This window comes from Kitasatospora aureofaciens, from assembly GCF_001188955.3.
In the GTDB taxonomy this organism is placed as follows: domain Bacteria; phylum Actinomycetota; class Actinomycetes; order Streptomycetales; family Streptomycetaceae; genus Kitasatospora; species Kitasatospora aureofaciens.
Genome location: NZ_JPRF03000020.1, coordinates 95,760 through 110,905, shown reverse-complemented (window position 1 = coordinate 110,905; position 15,146 = coordinate 95,760). Strand labels below are relative to the sequence as shown.

Annotated in this window: 13 protein-coding genes; 3 read left to right on the top strand and 10 right to left on the bottom strand. The window is 71.2% G+C overall.

Annotated elements, in window-relative coordinates; all coding sequences use genetic code 11:
- Nucleotides 1-25 precede the first annotated feature (25 nt).
- From HS99_RS12585 to HS99_RS12575, 3 genes are all read left to right on the top strand, one after another.
- Nucleotides 26-379 (top strand): DUF6542 domain-containing protein, encoded by a 354-nt coding sequence (locus HS99_RS12585; RefSeq protein WP_141763702.1) that lies wholly within the window; start codon nt 26-28, stop codon nt 377-379.
- Complete coding sequence (locus tag HS99_RS47740) at nt 372-2,039, top strand: LCP family protein (RefSeq protein WP_050366622.1); 1,668 nt, start codon at nt 372-374, stop codon at nt 2,037-2,039. Before HS99_RS12585 ends, HS99_RS47740 begins: the two co-directional genes overlap by 8 nt.
- A 160-nt stretch (nt 2,040-2,199) precedes the next feature.
- Nucleotides 2,200-2,580: a VOC family protein gene (locus HS99_RS12575; RefSeq protein WP_030286526.1), complete on the top strand. Its 381-nt coding sequence runs from the start codon at nt 2,200-2,202 to the stop codon at nt 2,578-2,580.
- A 94-nt stretch (nt 2,581-2,674) separates the two neighbouring features.
- Here the strand turns inward: HS99_RS12575 and HS99_RS12570 are convergent, their stop codons facing one another.
- The 10 genes from HS99_RS12570 to nuoI all read right to left on the bottom strand — a co-directional run bounded on the left by HS99_RS12570 (nt 2,675) and on the right by nuoI (nt 15,140).
- Nucleotides 2,675-3,745, bottom strand: coding sequence for a 2-oxoacid:ferredoxin oxidoreductase subunit beta (locus tag HS99_RS12570; RefSeq protein ID WP_030286528.1), 1,071 nt, complete (start codon nt 3,743-3,745; stop codon nt 2,675-2,677).
- A 32-nt stretch (nt 3,746-3,777) separates the two neighbouring features.
- Nucleotides 3,778-5,775, bottom strand: a complete 1,998-nt coding sequence (locus HS99_RS12565; RefSeq protein WP_030552371.1) for a 2-oxoacid:acceptor oxidoreductase subunit alpha — start codon at nt 5,773-5,775, stop codon at nt 3,778-3,780.
- A 249-nt stretch (nt 5,776-6,024) separates the two neighbouring features.
- Nucleotides 6,025-6,687, bottom strand: coding sequence for a response regulator transcription factor (locus tag HS99_RS12560; RefSeq protein WP_030286532.1), 663 nt, complete (start codon nt 6,685-6,687; stop codon nt 6,025-6,027).
- A 71-nt stretch (nt 6,688-6,758) separates the two neighbouring features.
- A complete protein-coding gene (locus HS99_RS12555; RefSeq protein WP_030286534.1) occupies nt 6,759-7,769 on the bottom strand; it encodes a polyprenyl synthetase family protein in 1,011 nt (336 codons plus the stop codon).
- 252 nt (nt 7,770-8,021) lie between these two features.
- Complete coding sequence (gene nuoN / locus HS99_RS12550) at nt 8,022-9,659, bottom strand: NADH-quinone oxidoreductase subunit NuoN (protein ID WP_046385991.1); 1,638 nt, start codon at nt 9,657-9,659, stop codon at nt 8,022-8,024.
- Entirely contained in the window at nt 9,656-11,290 is a 1,635-nt protein-coding gene (locus HS99_RS12545) for an NADH-quinone oxidoreductase subunit M (RefSeq protein WP_030552375.1), read from the bottom strand. Before HS99_RS12545 ends, nuoN begins: the two co-directional genes overlap by 4 nt.
- A 157-nt stretch (nt 11,291-11,447) precedes the next feature.
- The gene (gene nuoL / locus HS99_RS12540) at nt 11,448-13,343 is read right to left on the bottom strand and encodes an NADH-quinone oxidoreductase subunit L (protein ID WP_030286541.1); all 1,896 of its coding nucleotides are present in this window, start codon (nt 13,341-13,343) and stop codon (nt 11,448-11,450) included.
- 14 nt (nt 13,344-13,357) lie between these two features.
- The gene (nuoK, locus tag HS99_RS12535; RefSeq protein WP_030235394.1) at nt 13,358-13,657 is read right to left on the bottom strand and encodes an NADH-quinone oxidoreductase subunit NuoK; all 300 of its coding nucleotides are present in this window, start codon (nt 13,655-13,657) and stop codon (nt 13,358-13,360) included.
- Nucleotides 13,654-14,538 carry an NADH-quinone oxidoreductase subunit J gene (locus HS99_RS12530; protein WP_030286543.1) on the bottom strand — a complete coding sequence of 295 codons (885 nt, stop codon included), beginning with the start codon at nt 14,536-14,538 and terminating at the stop codon, nt 13,654-13,656. Before HS99_RS12530 ends, nuoK begins: the two co-directional genes overlap by 4 nt.
- Complete coding sequence (gene nuoI, locus HS99_RS12525; RefSeq protein WP_030286545.1) at nt 14,538-15,140, bottom strand: NADH-quinone oxidoreductase subunit NuoI; 603 nt, start codon at nt 15,138-15,140, stop codon at nt 14,538-14,540. The genes HS99_RS12530 and nuoI overlap by 1 nt, the downstream gene beginning before the upstream one ends.
- Nucleotides 15,141-15,146: the final 6 nt, after the last annotated feature.

The following is a 15,146-nucleotide window of genomic DNA, read 5'->3' as shown; positions in this document are numbered from 1 at the left end:
CTCCGGCGGGCCGGCCCTGCCCGGGGTGGTGGGCGTCGGGCTGCCGCTGGTCGGCGCGGTGGTCGACGAGTTCTCCGGGCCGGGCATGGGCATCGTCTTCGCGGTGTGCGCGGTGCTCGGCACCGGCTTCGCGGCCGCGCTCAGCACCCGCCGCGGCTGGTGGTGGGTGCTCGCCGCCTCCCCGCTGGTCGTGCTCGGCGTGACGGCCGCGGTCGAGTTCTCGGCGAACTCCGAGAAGTACCGGGGCAACGCCTTGGCGACCGGCTCCGCGAAGTGGGTGGTGCACGGTTTCCCGGTGATGGCGCAGGCCGCGGCCGCGGCCGCGGTGGTGATCGTGGCCCGGGTGGTCCTGGACCGGAGGGGGCAGCAGCATGGCTGAGGACCGCGAGCAGCAGGGGGGCCGTCGGCCCGCCGCCCGCAGGAGCACGGACGACGCCCCGGCGGGCCGCCGCGGCCCCTCCCCGCTGCTGATCGCCACCCGGGTGCTGGCCACCACGGTGGGCCTCACGGTGTTCGCGGCCAGCGGCGTGGTCTGGTACGAGTACACGTCCCTCACCGACGGCATGACCACCTCCAACGCCATCGCGCAGACCAAGAAGGACGCCCCCAAGCACCTGGACAACTCGGTCAACCTGCTGCTGATCGGCCTGGACAGCCGCAAGAACATGGACGGCTCCGACCTGCCCCCGCAGTTCGTCCAGGACGAACTGCACGCCGGCCACAGCTCGGACGTCGGCGGCTACAACACCAACTCGCTGATCCTGCTGCACATACCGGCGGGCGGCGGCAAGGTGCAGGCGATTTCCATCCCGCGCGACGACTACGTGATGACCCTCAACGGGGACGGCTCCCAGCAGGGCATGCACAAGATCAAGGAGGCGTACGGGATCGCCAAGGAGAAGTTCAACGGCGGCTCGAAGGCCAAGGGGCTCAAGGGTGCCGACCTGGAGAAGGCCGGCCGCGACGAGGGCCGCGCGGCGACGATCCGCACCGTCCAGACCTTCGTCGACCAGCCCATCGACCACGTCGCCGAGGTCAACCTGATGGGCTTCTACGACATCGCCAAGGCCGTCGAGCCGATCCAGGTCTGCCTGACCCACGACACCAAGGACCCGGCCATGGAGGGCCAGGGCTCCGGCGCCGACTTCAAGAAGGGCATCAACACCCTCAACGCCTCCCAGGCGCTCGCCTTCGTCCGCCAGCGCCACAACCTGGACGACGGCAAGGGCAACACCGGCGACTTCGCCCGCACCCACCGCCAGCAGGCCTTCATCTCCTCCGTCGTGCACAAGCTCAAGCAGGACGGGATCATCAGCGACATCGGCAAGCTCAAGGACCTGTTCGGTGTCGTCCAGAAGGACCTGGTGATCGACAACGAGTGGAACGTCCTGGACTTCGCCCAGCAGGCCCCGGCCCTGACCGGCGGCAATGTCGAGTTCAACACCCTGACCTTCGACGGCTTCGGCACCAGGAACGGCCAGGACGTGAACCTGGTCACCCCGTCGAAGATCCAGAAGGTGGTCAAGCAGGTGTTCGGCTACGCCGACGCCGCCGCTCCCGCCGCCCCGGCCGACGGCGCCACCGACGCCCCGCCCACCGAGGCCGCCGCCCCTTCGCCGACCGCGACCACCCCGGCCAAGGCGGTCGCCCCGGCCACCGTCGAGGTGTTCAACGGCTCCTCGGCCGCCGGGGTCTCCTCCGCCACCGAGGCCAAGGCCCTGGTCGCGATGGGGTTCAAGGAGGGCAGGACCGGCCCGGCCGCCGGCAAGCCCAAGGCCACCACGGTCACCTACGGCAAGGGCGCCAAGGACGCCGCCGACCAGATAGCCGCCCGCTACGGGGTCACCGCCACCGAGTCGGCCGCCACCCCCGCGGACCACGTCGTGGTCACCCTCGGCAGCAGCTTCACCGGCGTCGCGGGCGACAAGCCCGCCGCCCCCAGCGGCCCCGCCCCCACCGGCGACCCCGCCGCCAACCTGCCGATGCAGGGCCCCGGCGTCGACGCCGAGTCCGACGGCGGCATCCCCTGCGTCTTCTGACGCGACCGGCACCGCAGCGAGGGAGGCCCCCATCGGGGGCCTCCCTCGCTGCCTTTCCCCCACCGGTGTTCCGGGCCGGGCACCTCTGGCGCAATTCTCCGTACTATGTATAGTGTACTGCGTACGGGATAACCGTGCGCCATGACGAGAGGGCTCCGCCATGCAGATCACCGACACCGCCGTCTCCCTGACCGTCGAGGACACCGGGACCTCCGCCGCCTTCCTCCGGCGGCACTTCGGCTACACCGAGCAGATGTCCGCCGACGGTTTCGTCTCGCTCGCCCACCCGGGCGGCGGGGTCAACGTCGTCTACCTGCGGCGCGGCCTGGAGGTGCTGCCCGAGGAGCAGCGTCACCGCACCGCGGACGGGGTGGTCCTGGCGTTCGTGGTCGAGGACATCGCCGCCGAGGAGCGGCGGCTGCGCGAGGAGGGGGTCGCGATCACCCTGCCGCTGCGCGAGGAGCCGTGGGGCGAGAAGCTGTTCCAGGTCACCGACCCGAACGGGGTCGTGGTCGAGCTGGTCGAGTGGGTGAAGCAGTAGCCGTTCCGCGGAACGCGGGCGCCCCCGCCCCGGGAGACCGGGACGGGGGCGCCGAACTCGCGGCGGCGGACGGTCGGCCCACCGCCCGGGTGGGTCAGTCCACCGTCCAGGTGTCGCTGCCCGCCAGCAGCGTCGCCAGGTCGCCCGGACCGCGCTGCTCGACGGCCGCGGTCAGCTGGCTCTCCATCAACTCGTCGTAGACCGGCCGCCGGACGTCGCGCAGCACGCCGATCGGCGTGTGGTGCAGGGTGTCCGCGTCGGCGATCCGGGAGAGCGCGAAGGCGGTGGCGGGGCTGGCCGCGTGGGCGTCGTGCACCAGCAGCCGCGCCTCGTTGTCCGCCGTGACCGGCGCCGTGAACAGCTCGCCGTCCGGGCCCCGGAAGACGCCGTTGGCCGCCTGCGCGCCGAAGCGGATCGGCTGACCGTGCTCCAGCCGGATCAGCGCCTCGTCCCGGGTGCCGGCCTCCTTCAGCACCTCGAAGGCGCCGTCGTTGAAGATGTTGCAGTTCTGGTAGATCTCCACCAGCGCCGTGCCCTCGTGCTCGGCCGCGGCCCGCAGCACCGACTGGAGGTGCTGGCGGTCCGAGTCGATGGTCCGGGCGACGAAGGAGGCCTCGGCGCCGATCGCCAGCGACAGCGGGTTGAACGGCGCGTCCAGCGAGCCCATCGGGGTGGACTTGGTGATCTTGCCCAGCTCGCTGGTCGGTGAGTACTGGCCCTTGGTGAGGCCGTAGATCCGGTTGTTGAACAGCAGGATCTTCAGATTGACGTTCCGCCGCAGCGCGTGGATCAGGTGGTTGCCGCCGATCGACAGCGCGTCGCCGTCGCCGGTCACCACCCACACGCTCAGGTCCCGCCGGGAGGAGGCCAGCCCGGTGGCGATCGCCGGCGCCCGGCCGTGGATCGAGTGCACCCCGTAGGTGTTCATGTAGTACGGGAAGCGCGAGGAGCATCCGATCCCGGAGACGAACACGGTGTTCTCGCGCCTGACGCCCAGCTCCGGCATGAAGCCCTGCACCGCGGCCAGGATCGCGTAGTCCCCGCAGCCGGGGCACCAGCGCACCTCCTGGTCCGTCTTGAAGTCCCGGGCGCTCTGCGGCGCCTCGGCCTTGGGCACCAGTCGCAGCGACGGGAAGCCGCGCTCCTCGGAGTCACCGTCGCTCATGCGCCGCTCGACGGGTCGCTCGCTCCGCTCGCTCATCGGTGGTCCTCCTCGTCCAGGCTGCCGATCGCCGCCCACAGCACGTCCGCCAACTGGGCCGCCTTGAACGGCAGTCCGCGCACCTGGTTGTAGGACTCCGCGTCCACCAGGTACTTCGCCCGCAGCAGCAGCGCGAGCTGCCCGAGGTTCATCTCGGGCACGATGACCTTCTCGTAACTGCGCAGCACCGCACCCAGGTTGGCCGGGAACGGGTTGAGGTTGCGCAGGTGCGCCTGGGCGACCTCGCCGCCGTCCGCGCGCACCCGGCGCACCGCCGCGGTGATCGGGCCGTACGTCGAACCCCAGCCGAGCACCAGGACCCGGGCGTCGCCGGTCGGGTCGTCGACCTCCACCGGCCTGACCGTGATGCCGTCGACCTTGGCCTGCCGGGTGCGGACCATGAAGTCGTGGTTGGCCGGGTCGTAGGAGATGCTCCCGGTGCCGTCCTGCTTCTCGATGCCGCCGATCCGGTGCTCCAGGCCGGCCGTGCCGGGCACCGCCCAGGGCCGGGCCAGGGTGTGCGGGTCCCGCAGGTACGGCCAGAAGGCGCCGTCCTCGCGGTTCGGCTCCGTCGCGAACTTCGGGTCGATCTCGGGCAGTTCACCGATGTCCGGAATCCGCCACGGCTCCGAGCCGTTCGCCAGGTAGCCGTCCGAGAGCAGGAAGACCGGGGTGCGGTAGGTCACCGCGATCCGGGCCGCCTCCAGCGCCGCGTCGAAGCACTCGGCGGGCGTGGCCGGGGCCACGACCGGCACCGGCGCCTCGCCGTTTCGTCCGAACATCGCCTGCAGCAGGTCCGCCTGCTCGGTCTTGGTCGGCAGGCCGGTGGACGGGCCGCCGCGCTGGATGTCCACCACCAGCAGCGGAAGTTCCAGCGACACCGCCAGGCCGATCGTCTCGGACTTCAGCGCCACGCCCGGCCCCGAGGTGGTGGTCACGCCGAGCGCCCCGCCGAAGGCCGCGCCGAGCGCCGCGCCGATGCCGGCGATCTCGTCCTCGGCCTGGAAGGTGCGCACCCCGAAGTTCTTGTGCTTGGACAGCTCGTGCAGGATGTCCGAGGCCGGGGTGATCGGGTACGAGCCCAGGTAGAGCGGCAGGCCCGAGCGCTGGGCGGCGGCGATCAGCCCGTAGGCCAGCGCCAGGTTGCCGGAGATGTTGCGGTAGCGCCCGGCAGGCAGGGCAGCCGGGGCGATCTCGTAGGAGACCGCGAAGTCCTCGGTGGTCTCGCCGAAGTTCCAGCCCGCCCGGAAGGCGCTGATGTTCGCCTCGGCGATCTGCGGCCTCTTGGCGAACTTGCCGCGCAGGAAGGCCTCGGTGCCGTGGGTGGGCCGGTGGTACATCCAGGACAGCAGCCCCAGGGCGAACATGTTCTTCGCCCGCTCGGCGTCCTTGCGGGCCAGCCCACTGTCCTTGAGCGCCTCCAGGGTCAGCGTGGTGAGCGGCACCTTGTGCAGGTGGAAGCCGTCCAGCGTACCGTCGCCCAGCGGGTCCGCCGGGTAACCGACCTTCGCCAGCGCGCGCTTGGTGAACTCGTCGGTGTTGACGATGATCTCCGCGCCGCGCGGCAGATCGGGCAGGTTCGCCTTCAGTGCGGCCGGGTTCATCGCCACCAGCACGTTCGGGGCGTCGCCCGGGGTGAGGATGTCGTGGTCGGCGAAGTGCAGTTGGAAGGACGAGACCCCCGGCAGCGTGCCGGCCGGCGCCCGGATCTCGGCCGGAAAGTTCGGCAGCGTGGAGAGGTCGTTGCCGAACGCGGCCGTCTCCGAGGTGAACCGGTCACCGGTGAGCTGCATCCCGTCACCGGAGTCGCCGGCGAACCGGATGATCACCCGGTCGAGTCTGCGGACGGGCTTGGCACCGCCGGGCGGCGGGCTGCCCGGGGCGTGCGGACCGGCGGGGCCGGCTGCTCCGGGGCGCTGCGCACCGCTGCCGGTGCGACCCCCGTCGCCGTCCGATCCGTCCACTGCCTCTGACTGATCGACCTGACTGGTCACTGCCGCGGACCTCCTCGTGGGCACACCACCGCGGGCGCGGCCCCGTGCCCCGTCCGCCTGGTGCACCGCTCGCATCCTATGCGCGCGCACACGAGCCCGGTCGGAACTCCGGCAGGAAATTCCACCCGCCCGCGACTCTCGCCGCATCCACCGACAACGCTCGGCCACCGGAGATCATTCCGCGTACGGAGCACCGCGCCGCGGCGGCTCCCCGGGCCGCGGGCGGGCACGCCCGGGGAGCCGTCGCGGTCAGGAGTTCAGGTAGGTGAGCACCGCGAGCACCCGACGGTGGTCCTCCGGGCTCTGTGCCAGGCCGAGCTTGAGGAAGATGTTGCTGACGTGCTTCTCCACCGCCCCGTCGGAGACCACCAGCTGCTTGGCCACCGCCGCGTTGGTGCGCCCCTCGGCCATCAGCCCGAGCACCTCGCGCTCGCGCGGAGTCAGGTTGGCCAGGACGTCGCCCTTGCGGCTGCGGCTGAGCAACTGCTGCACCACCTCCGGGTCCAGCGCGGTGCCGCCCTCGGCGACCCGCACCACCGCGTCGGCGAACTCGCGCACCTCGGCGACCCGGTCCTTCAGCAGGTAGCCGACGCCCCGGGTGGAACCGGCCAGCAGCTCGGAGGCGTACCGCTCCTCCACGAACTGCGACAGCACCAGCACGCCCAGGTGCGGGTAGCGCCCGCGCAGTTCCACGCAGGCGCGCAGGCCCTCGTCGGTGTGGGTCGGCGGCATCCGCACGTCCGAGACCACCACGTCCGGCAGGGCGTCGGAGGCCGCCAGGTCATGGACGGTCTTCACCAGGGCGGCGCCGTCCCCGACCCCCGCCACGACCTCCAGGCCGCGGTCGGTGAGCAGCCGGGTCAGACCTTCCCGCAGCAGTACGGAGTCCTCGGCGATGACGACGCGGCGCATGGCGACCTTCCGGGCAGGCGTGAACTGACGGGAGCCAGTCTCCCCCATCCCTGCGGCGCCGTGGGCGGGGATCACATGGTGCGGATCGCCACCGCGTCGCACAGCCCGTCCAGGGCCGCCTTCGCCGCGCAGTCCGGCAGCGGGGCCAACAGCGCCCGGGCCTCCTCGGCGTGCCGCAGGGTCTCCCGGCGGGCGCGCTCCAGGGCGGGGTGGGCGCGCAGCAGGCGCAGCGCCTCGGCGTGCAGGTCGTCGTCGGAGAGGTCCTTGGCGAGCAGTTCGCGCAGCCGGGTGTCGTCCGGGTCGCCAGGGTCGGCCGGCATCTGCTGGAGCAGCAGGGTCGGCAGGGTGGCCACGCCCTCGCGCAGGTCGGTGCCGGGGGTCTTGCCGGACTCGTCGCCGTCGCTGGCGATGTCCAGCACGTCGTCGGCCAGCTGGAAGGCGATGCCGATCCGCTCGCCGAAGTCGCCGAGGGTCTCCACCAGCCACGGCTCGGCGCCGGCCATCAGCGCTCCTATCCGGCAGGAGACGGCGATCAGCGACCCGGTCTTGCCCGCCAGCACGTCCAGGTAGTGCAGCAGCGGGTCCCCGTCCGGGCCGGGGCCACGGGTCTCCAGGATCTGGCCGGTGACCAGCCGCTCGAAGGCCTCGGCCTGCATCCGCACGGCCTCCGGGCCGAGATCGGCCAGCACCTGGGAGGCGCGGGAGAACAGGAAGTCGCCGGTGAGGATGGCCACCGAGTTGTCCCAGCGGGAGTTGGCGCTCTCCGTCCCGCGGCGCACCGGAGCCTCGTCCATCACGTCGTCGTGGTACAGCGTGGCCAGGTGGGTCAGCTCGACCACCACCGCGGCCGGCACCACGCCGGGCGCCCCCGGGTCGCCGAACTGGGCGGCGAGCAGCAGGAGCAGCGGACGGAAGCGCTTGCCGCCGGCCTCCATCAGGTGGCTGGCGGTGACGGTGATGAAGGGGACGTCGCTCTTGACGGCCTCGGAGAGCGCCGCCTCCACCGCTTCCAGCCCGGCCTGGACGTCACGGGTCAGGTCGCGGTCCTGCACGCTGAGCCCGAAGGGTCCCACGACGGTCACGAAGACCACTCCTCTGTCCCTGGTCGATCTAGCGGCCTGGTCCCTGAGTGCCGCCGCTGGCCATACAGGCAGGGTATCCGGTCGTGAGTGGATCACTGCACGGGCGTGCGGATCCTGTCATGACCGAGCCGGAAGGCCTGGTCAGGAGCGCTACGCGGGCGACGCGGCGGTGGGGGCGAATTCGTCTGGAAACAAAGGCTGGAGATCGGCCCGGACATCCGGACCGACCTCCAGCAAACCGACCGGTGACGGTCAGTACGCGAACAGCGAGGCCTTGGACGCGAGGTCCAGGAAGTACTGCGGCAGCAGACCCAGCCCCAGCGTCACCAGCACTCCCACCCCGATGGCCGTCGCCGTGAAGGCGCTCGGGATCGCCACCGTCGGACCGCCCGGCTTCGGGTCGGAGAAGAACATCAGCACGATCACCCGGATGTAGAAGAACGCGGCCACCGCCGAGCTCAGCACACCGACGATCACCAGCGGCGTCGCCCCGCCGGCCGCCGCCGCCTGGAACACCGCGAACTTCCCGGTGAAACCGGAGGTCAGCGGGATCCCGGCGAAGGCCAGCAGGAACAGCGCGAACACCGCCGCCACCAGCGGCGACCGCCGGCCCAGCCCCGCCCAGCTGGACAGGTGGGTCGCCTCGCCCTTGGAGTCCCGCACCAGGGTGACCACGGCGAACGCACCGAGCGTCACGAAGGAGTACGCCGCCAGGTAGAACAGCACCGAGGACAGGCCCTGCTTGTTGACAGCGATCACCCCGGTCAGGATGAACCCGGCGTGCGCGATCGAGGAGTACGCCAACAGCCGCTTGACGTCCTGCTGGGTCACCGCCAGCACCGCGCCCACCACCATGGTCAGGATCGCCACGCCCCACAGCACCGGTCGCCAGTCCAGCCGCAGCCCGGGGAACGCCACGTAGAACAGCCGCAGGAACGCCCCGAAGGCCGCGACCTTGGTGGCCGAGGCCATGAAGCCGGTCACCGGGGTCGGCGCGCCCTGGTAGACGTCCGGCGTCCAGGAGTGGAACGGCACCGCGCCGACCTTGAACAGCAGGCCCACCGCCAGCATCGCCAGGCCGGTCAGCAGCAGCACGTCGCTCCGGGTGCTGCTCAGCTGCGCCGCGGTGGTCATCGTCTTGCCGGAGACGATGTCCGCGATGTCGACCAGCTTCACGCTGCCGGCGTAGCCGTACAGCAGCGCCGTGCCGAACAGGAAGAACGCCGAGGCGAAGGCGCCGAGCAGGAAGTACTTGACCGCCGCCTCCTGGGACAGCAGCCGGCGGCGGCGGGCCAGCGCGCAGAGCAGGTACAGCGGGAGGGAGAAGACCTCCAGCGCCACGAACATGGTCAGCAGGTCGTTGGCGGCCGGGAAGAGCAGCATCCCGCCGACCGCGAACATGGTCAGCGGGAACACCTCGGTGGTGGTGAAGCCGGCCCGGACCGCGGCCCGCTCCTGCTCCCCGCCCGGGGTGGCGGCCGCCTGGGCGGCGAAGGCGTCGGCGGGCTCGCCGCCGGCCTTCGGCTCCAGCCTCCGCTCGGCGTAGGTGAGCACCGTGACGACCGCGACCAGGAGGATCACGCCCTGCAGGAACAGCGCCGGGCCGTCCAGCGCGACCGACTCCATGGCCAGCAGGTCGATCCGGGGCGCGCCGTGGCCCTGCGCGGCCAGCACCACCACGGCGACGAAGGCGCCGACCAGCGCGACCAGGGAGAGCGAGACCTGGGTCCAGCGCCGCAGCCGCCGGGGGACGAACGCCTCCACCAGGACGCCGGCCACGGCGGCGCCGAACACCACCAGCATCGGGGAGAGTTGGCCGTACTCGACGTGCGGTGCGGGGATGCTCGGGGTGTTGCCGCCGGCGGCGGCGAGCACTGCGCTGGCACTCACTTCTGCTCACCTCCTGAGGTGGCGGCGACCGGGTGGGCCGGCGCCGGGTCGGTCCGGTGGACCTGCGAGAGCGTCGCGTCCACCGAGGGGTTCACCAGGTCGGTGAGCGGCCTGGGGTAGACGCCGAGCAGGATCGTCAACGCCACCAGCGGTGCCACCACGGCCAGTTCGCGGACCTTGAGGTCGGGCATCGACCGCACGCCCTCCTTGACCGGGCCGGTCATGGTGCGCTGGTACAGCAGCAGCGCGTACAGCGCGGCCAGCACGATGCCGACGGTGGCGATCACGCCGATCGCCGGGTAGCGGGTGAAGGTGCCCACCAGCACCAGGAACTCGCTGACGAACGGGGCCAGCCCCGGCAGCGACAGGGTCGCCAGACTGCCGATCAGGAACGTCCCGGCGAGCACCGGGGCGACCTTCTGGACCCCGCCGTAGTCGGCGATCAGCCGCGAGCCGCGGCGGGAGATCAGGAAGCCGGCCACCAGCATCCACGCGGCGGTGGAGAGGCCGTGGTTGACCATGTAGAGGGTCGCGCCGCTCTGGCCCTGGCTGGTCAGCGCGAAGATGCCCATGATGATGAAGCCGAAGTGCGAGATCGAGGCGTAGGCGACCAGCCGCTTGATGTCCTTCTGTCCGATCGCCAGCAGCGCGCCGTAGACGATCCCGATCAGCGACAGCACCAGGATCGCCGGGGCGAAGGTCTTCGAGGCGTCCGGGAACAGCCCGAGGCAGAAGCGCAGCATCGCGAAGGTGCCGACCTTGTCCACCACGGCGGTGATCAGCACGGCGGTGCCCGCGGTGGCCTCGCCCATCGCGTTCGGCAGCCAGGTGTGCAGCGGCCACAGCGGGGCCTTCACCGCGAAGGCGAAGAAGAAGCCCAGGAACAGCGCGTTCTGGGCGGTGCCGGACAGCTTCAGGCTGCCTCCGGCGACCGCGTCGGTCAGGGTCGGCAGGTCGAAGGTGCCGAAGCCCTGGTCCTGGGCGATCACGTACAGGCCGATCACGGCGGCCAGCATCACCAGGCCGCCGAGCAGGTTGTACAGCAGGAACTTGACGGCCGCGTAGGAACGCTGGCGCGCCGACTCGGGGCCGCCCGCCCGGTCGCCGAAGCCGCCGATCAGGAAGTACATCGGGATCAGCATGGCTTCGAAGAACACGTAGAACAGGAAGACGTCGGTGGCGTAGAAGGAGACGATCACCATCGCCTCCACCGCCAGGATCAGGGCGAAGAAGCCCTGGGTCCTCCTGCGCCGCTCAAAAGTGCCGGGGTCCAAGGTCCCGTCCGGCGCTGCGGGCCCCGGGTCGGCGTCGTGCCAGGAGGCCAGCATCACCATCGGCACCAGGACGGCCGTGAGCAGGGCGAGCACCGCGCCGATGCCGTCCACGCCGAGCGAGAAGGTGATGCCGAAGGAGCGGATCCAGCTGTACGACTCGGTCAGCTGGTAGCGGGCGCCGTGCGGGTCGAACCGCAGCGCCACCGCGGCGGCCAGCGCCAGGGTGACGGCCGAGACGGCCAGCGCGACGGTCTTGGTGGTGCGGCGCCGGGCCTCGGTCGCCCCGGCGGGCAGGGCGGCGGTCAGCACCGCACCGGCCGCCGGGACGGCGCAGGTGGTGGTCAGCAGGACGCTCATGGCCGCACCTCCCGCCGCGTCTCCCCGCCCCGAGCCGAAGGGCGCGCCGGTGCCGGAAGTGATGAGCGACGAGCGACCGACGCAGGAGGGACTGCCGGAGCGAAGAGTGTCGGCGCCGGGTCGGAGCGCCCGGAGGCGAGCGGGCGAGCAACTGTCATCAGACGGACCTCATCAGGAGAGTCGAGGCGACCAGCACCAGCGTGCCGCCGAACATGGAGAGCGCGTACGAGCGGACGAAGCCGTTCTGGACCCGCCGCAGCCGGCCGGACAGGCCCCCGATGACGGCGGCCAGGCCGTTGACGAAGCCGTCCAGGCCGCGGCTGTCGAAGAAGACCAGGGTCGCGGTGAGCGCCGAGCCCGGCCGCACCAGCACGGCGTGGTTGAAGTCGTCCTGCAGCAGGTCGCGGCGGGCGGCCCGGGTGAGCGGGGAGCCGACCGGCGGCACCACCGGGACGGGCGAGCGCCCGTACATCACGTACGCGAGGCCCAGGCCGGCCAGCATGCAGACCGTGGTCAGCCCGGTGACGGTCCACGAGCTGAGCGGCGAGTTGCCCTCGCTGTGCCCGGTGACCGGCTCCAGCCACTTCAGGAAGGAGTCGTTGATGTCGAACAGCGCGCCCGCGAACACCGAGCCGACGGCCAGCAGCACCATCGGGATCACCATGGTCCTCGGCGCCTCGTGCGGGTGCGGGAGGTTGCCCTCCGCGTCGGGCTGCCAGCGCTTCTCGCCGAAGAAGGTCAGCAGCATCACCCGGGTCATGTAGAACGCGGTGACCGCCGCGCCGACCAGCGCGCACAGGCCGAGGATCCAGCCCTCGGTGCCGCCCTCGGCGAAGGCCGCCTCGATGATCCGGTCCTTGGAGAAGAAGCCGGACAGGCCGGGGAAGCCGATGATGGCCAGGTAGCCGAGGCCGAAGGTGGCGAAGGTCCAGGGCATGTGCTTGCGCAGGCCGCCGTAGTGACGCATGTTCACCTCGTCGTCCATGCCGTGCATGACCGACCCGGCGCCGAGGAACAGCCCGGCCTTGAAGAAGCCGTGGGTCACCAGGTGCATGATCGCGAAGACGTAGCCGATCGGGCCGAGCCCCGCCGCCAGCACCATGTAGCCGATCTGCGACATGGTCGAGCCGGCCAGCGCCTTCTTGATGTCGTCCTTGGCGCAACCGACGATCGCACCGAACAGCAGCGTCACCGCGCCCACCACCACCACGGCGGTCCGGGCGTCCGGCGCCAGGTTGAAGATCGCCGCCGAGCGGGTGATCAGGTAGACCCCGGCGGTCACCATGGTGGCCGCGTGGATCAGGGCCGAGACCGGGGTCGGGCCCTCCATCGCGTCCCCCAGCCAGGACTGCAGCGGCACCTGCGCCGACTTGCCGCAGGCCGCCAGCAGCAGCATCAGGCCGATCGCCGTCAGCTTGCCCTCGCTCGCCTCGTGCGCCGAGTCGAAGACCGGGGTGAAGGCGAAGGAGCCGAACTCCGCGAACATCAGCATGATCGCGATCGACAGGCCCATGTCGCCGACCCGGTTGACGATGAAGGCCTTCTTCGCCGCCGTCGCCGCGCTCGGCTTGTGCTGCCAGAAGCCGATCAGCAGGTACGAGGCCAGGCCCACGCCCTCCCAACCGAAGTACAGCAGCAGGTAGTTGTCCGCCAGCACCAGCAGCAGCATGGCGGCCAGGAACAGGTTCAGGTACGCGAAGAAGCGGCGCCGGCGCTCGTCGTGCGCCATGTAGCCCACCGAGTACAGGTGGATCAGCGTGCCCACCCCGGTGATCAGCAGCACGAAGGTCATCGACAACTGGTCCAGCCGGAACGAGACGTCCGCCTGGAAGGCGTTCACCGGCACCCAGCTGAACAGGTGCTCCGTCACCGCCCGGTGCTCGCCGTCGCGGCCGAGCATGTCCCAGAACAGCGCCAGGCCGAAGCCGAACGAGAGCGCGGCGAGCGCGGTGGCCAGCCAGTGGCCGAACCGGTCGAAGGCCCGGCCGCCGAGCAGCAGCAGGGCGGAGCCGGCCAGTGGAGCCGCCACCAGCAGCGGAATGAGAGAGTTCACCGAAGGTCCTCCGCCTACAGCTTCATCAGGTTGCTGTCGTCGACCGAAGCGGAGTGCCTGGTCCGGAAGATGGAGACGATGATGGCGAGGCCGACCACGACCTCCGCCGCAGCGACCACCATCGTGAAGAAGGCGATGATCTGGCCGTCCAGCGTCCCGTGCATCCGGGAGAACGTCACCAGCGCCAGGTTCGAGGCGTTCAGCATCAGCTCCACGCACATGAACAGCACGATCGCGTTGCGCCGGATCAGCACCCCGGACGCCCCGATGGTGAACAACAGGGCCGACAGGTACAGGTAGTTGACCGGGTTCACTGCGCGTCCTCCTCGCCGTTCTCGTGGTTGGGCACCGGTTCCAGGGACTTGCGCGGACCGGCCACGGCGGGCCGCTCCGAGGACGGCCGGCCCAGCCAGTCCGCCGTGCTGTTCTCCAGCTCCGCCATCCGCTGCAGCATCGCCTGGCTGACGTCCCGGACCTGGCCGCGCTCGCGCAGCGTCGCCATCACCGAGTCCTCGGCGACCGTGCCGTCCGGCAGCAGCGCCGGGACGTTCACCGCGTTGTGCCGCGCGTACACGCCCGGCGCCGGCAGCGGCGGCACCTGGATGTTGTCCCTGACCCGCTGCGCCGCCAGCTCGCGCTGGGTCCTCGGCGCCTTCACGTGCTCGCGGTGGGTCAGCACCATCGCGCCGATCGCCGCCGTGATCAGCAGCGCGCCGGTGACCTCGAAGGCCCACACGTACCGGGTGAAGATCAACCGGGCCAGGCCCGGCACGTTGCCCTCGGCGTTCGCCTCGGCCAGCCCGGTGAAGTGGTCCAGCCTCGCGTTGGCGATCCCCGCGATCAGCAGCACGCCGAAGCCCAGCCCGCACAGCACCGCGGCGAACCGCTGGCCCTTCAGCTGTTCCTTCAGCGAGTCCTCGCTGGTCACGCCGACCAGCATCACCACGAACAGGAACAGCATCATGATCGCGCCGGTGTAGACCACGATCTGCACCACGCCCAGGAACACCGCGCCCTGGGCCATGTAGCAGACCGCCAGCGCCATCATGGTCGCCGCCAGGCACAGCGCGCTGTGCACGGCCTTGCGCATCAGCAGCATGCCCAGCGCGCCGCCGACCGCGATCACCGCGAGCACCCAGAACTGGACGGCCTCACCCGTGGAGGTCGTCCCGGTGGCCGCCGCCAGATGTGCGATCACGGCCGCACCTCCTTCTCCCGGTCGGTGCGCTCCTGCTGGACCGTCCCCGGCGCCGCCGCGGTGACCTCACCCCGGTAGTAGGCGCCCTCGTCGGTGCCCGGGAAGATCGCGTGCGGGGTGTCGACCATGCCCTCGGACAGGCCCACCAGCAGCTGCTCCTTGGTGAAGATCAGGTCCTTGCGGGAGGAGTCGGCCAGCTCGTACTCGTTGGTCATGGTCAGCGCCCTGGTCGGGCAGGCCTCGATGCACAGCCCGCACAGGATGCAGCGGGCGTAGTTGATCTGGTACACCGCGCCGTAACGCTCGCCCGGCGAGTAGCGCTCCTCGTCCCGGTTGTCCGCGCCCTCCACGTAGATCGCGTCGGCCGGGCAGGCCCAGGCGCACAACTCGCAGCCGACGCACTTCTCCAGACCGTCCGGATGCCGGTTCAGCTGGTGGCGGCCGTGGAAGCGCGGAGCGGTCGGCTTCTTCTGCTCCGGGTACTGCTCGGTGAGCCGCTTCTTGAACATGGCCCTGAAGGTCACGCCGAAACCGGCGGCCGGGCCGAGGATCGACGGCCGGTCGGCCCGCTCAGGCCGGCCCGTCTGGTCGGACGACATCGCGGA